The 3117-nt window shown below is 67.4% G+C and carries 2 protein-coding genes; both read right to left on the minus strand.

The window, feature by feature from the left end; translation table 11 throughout:
* Positions 1-1319, minus strand: a 1319-nt coding sequence (locus VKP62_13825; GenBank protein MEB3198275.1) for a carboxypeptidase-like regulatory domain-containing protein, incomplete at its 3' end; no start/stop codon positions are given.
* Between the two features lie 13 nt (positions 1320-1332).
* Positions 1333-3117 (minus strand): hypothetical protein (locus tag VKP62_13830; protein MEB3198276.1); only part of this gene is annotated, 1785 nt, incomplete at its 5' end.

Below are 3117 nucleotides of genomic sequence, written 5' to 3' on the forward strand. Positions count from 1 at the left end.
CCGAGGCGATAGCTGCCCTTCGGCAGCGACGCCCGTGGCAGCACCAGCGGAAAACGGGTCTCCAGCGTGAAGCCTTGCAGGGGCAGACCCGCGACCGGCACATCGCCAGCCAGATCCACCGTGTAACCCCGCGCCCCATCCACCGCTTGCCAGGCCAGCGATGCCCCCGGCACCAGGCGGTCCGGAGCCGTCACGTCCGGAACGGCCAGCAGCGTCTCGTTCCAGGTGGAGGCGGCCGTGTTCCAGTCGATCGGCACCTCCGGGCGATCGAAGCGCGAATAGACCAGGCCATCCGAGGAGGCAACGCCCCCGCTGAAGGCCAGGCGAAGACCGGGGACGGGGGCCAGCGCGAAGGGCCCCAACCCACTCAAGGAGAGGCGCGTGCCATCCGGCGCCACCAGGGCGATCGCCGCCTGAACCGACAAGGCGCTGCCCGCGGGGTCGACAGCCAATCGCAGACTGTGCCGCGGCGCCGTCAGCCGCAAGGCCGTGCTGCCTGCATCCGCAGGGGCGCCGTCGATCGCCTGATCGCGTCCGGTCAGGGGAATGTCCGTGAGCAAGGCCTGGCCCTGCGGCCCGGAGGCCAGCAACGTGGCTCTCAGGGCACCCGTCTGAGCCAGCTGGGCCCGCAAGCGGAACTGCCCCGCCGCATCGCTGTATGCCACAGCCGGCAAGGCCAGCCCTGCCCCTCCCAGCACCAGCAGCACGCCCGCCGCTGGCTGCCCCGCGGCATCCCGCAGGGAGCCCGTCAGCGCGGCCGCCTGAAATCGTGGCGCCGCTGTCCCGTTGACAGCGGTCTGCAGCAAGGGCTGCAGGTGAAACAGTGGCCGTTCATCCGCCGGAAAACCGGCCACGACGGTACTCACATAGCCGACGGCACCAGCCACGTAGACCCCGTCTGCGGGCGGCAAACCTGGCAGCACGAACTGCCCGGTGCCATCGGTCGTGGCCCAGCGTCCATCCCGGGTGGCCACCCAGGCCCCGGGCAAGCCCCTTCCATCCTCCCGTTCCAGACCCTCGACCTGACCTTGAAAATGAGGCGTGGCCACATCTCCATTCCAGGTCGTTCCGCCAGTTTCCCGTATCAAGGGAAGGACGTCCGGGGCCTCCGGGGCGATCGACTCCGGGCTGAGCGCCGGCGTCGGAGCCGTCGTCTGTGCGACCGACGGCCCGGAGGGGCTGTCAGACGGCACCAGTGTGGCCTGACGCCCCAGCAGAAACTGAGCGGCAGGAATCCAGGGGGAGCCCTCGCCGAAGCAACCGCTCAGGGTGGCCAGGGCCAGCAGGGTGCCCCCCCCTCGCCGCAAGCTGAGCGTCATGCGCGGCCACCCATCAATCCGTTCCAATGCGGTAGACCCGCGAGGTCCCACTCAAGCCGAACAGGAGTTCGCCCCCCTTGCTCGACAGGTTGCTGAACGGGTCGATCAGCATGTAGCGGCTGGCGGTGCTGGTGGCCACAGGCGAGCTATTGACCAGCAGGGTTCCCGTGGCGGTCGTCGACAGGGTGGTGGAGGCGACCACGTTCTGGGTGTCCTTGGCGCGTTCCTGGTCGCCCAGCGCGGCGTTGGCAGAGTTGGTGTTGGGCGTGATTTTCGACATGGCCAGGTCGAAGTTGCCGCCGTTCGGGCCATGGCTGAGCAGGTAGATCGAGGAGAAGTCGAAAGCCGGCACCGGCGTCGTGCGGTTGCGCACGTAATTGCCGCCACTGTCGCGGGCGCCGGTTTGCCCCGGGCGCCCGAGGAAAGCGACCTGATAGGTCGGCTGAATGAGGGAGGCACTGCTGTTGCCCAGCCAGCTGTCCGGGCTCGCGTAGCTCAGGGCGAACAGGTAGTTGCTGTTGTAAACGAACACCCGCTGGCGGGTGGCATCGACCAGGGGGCTGGTTTCCGGGGCGTATGCCGGCCGGTCCTGCACCACGTCGTACTGCACCCGCAGGTAGGGCGGTGCGCTGTCGCTACGACCCTGAAACTGGGGGGCTTTGGAATTGTTCCAAGGGATGTTGTCGCCAGGCTGCAGGGCCAGGGCCAAGCCCACCGAGCCGACGCGGAAAGGCGCGGGCAGCACGGAATTGACCAGCCAGCGGATCGACGAGGACACGGTCACGGCAATGTTCGTCGCGCTGTTTTCCACCATGGCCGGGGACGCGGTCTCGGCTGACACGACCCAGGGGTAGTTGCTGCTGGTCAGGGAGTTCCCCGAGTTGCTGGTCCAGATGGTCGCGCTGCCGCGCCAGCGGTCGCCGGTGCCGCCGGACTCGCCCCAGCCCCCCGCGCGATACAGCCACGGCGCGGGAGTATCACTGTCCGTCGGCGAGCCACTCGTGGTGGTCAGATACACGTAGGCCTCATCAAAGACGGCGCCTGTCGTGGCGATCTGGTCGGTATCGAATTTGAAGAAGGAATGGACCGTGCTGCCGGAGCCTGACTTGGCGGCGCCCAGCGGCGTCACCTGGGTGGCATTCGACGTACTGGGAATGTTGGTGCCCTCGATCGCAAGGGCCACCGCGTCACCATTGGCGGAAACCCCCAGCGAGATGCTGGCCAGCACATTGTTTTGTCCCGCAGCATAGGTATAGCCGTAACTGTCCAGTTCCCCCCACAGCGCCGCATTGCCGCCTGCGGTGTCGTCCACGAACAGGGGGGGCGAGAACAGCACGCTGCGCTCGGCCAGATTGACCCAGGCGCAGACCGGCCCCACATCGCGCGTCACGCTGACGAAGGCGTGCAGCGCATCGGCCTCCCGCAGCTGGTTCTGGGCGCCTGACTGGGCCGCCGAGTTGCCCGTGGCGGTGTCCGTGTAAGTCTTGCCATCCAGGTAAATTTCCACCGCCGGCGCCGAGACGATCGGCGCGGTGATGCTGAGGCGATACTTGCGATGAACACCGGTAGTTGCGTGGTAGTCGTGAAAATACCCTTCGGTGTCGCCAATCAGGATGCGGCCGCGATAGGCGATGCCTGGCGCGGCGAACTTCAGGCCCGTGTACTCGGTGCAGCCGGTGCAGCCCGTCAGGGGCGTCGCCGAGGAGGCGAGGTCGTAGGTTTGCTTGTAGGTCAGGCTGGAGCCGGAATACTCATACCGGTAGACCTTGCCATTGTTGGCCGGCACGAACAGGGTGTC

This window comes from Candidatus Sericytochromatia bacterium (genome assembly GCA_035285325.1).
Lineage (GTDB): Bacteria > Cyanobacteriota > Sericytochromatia > S15B-MN24 > JAQBPE01 > JAYKJB01.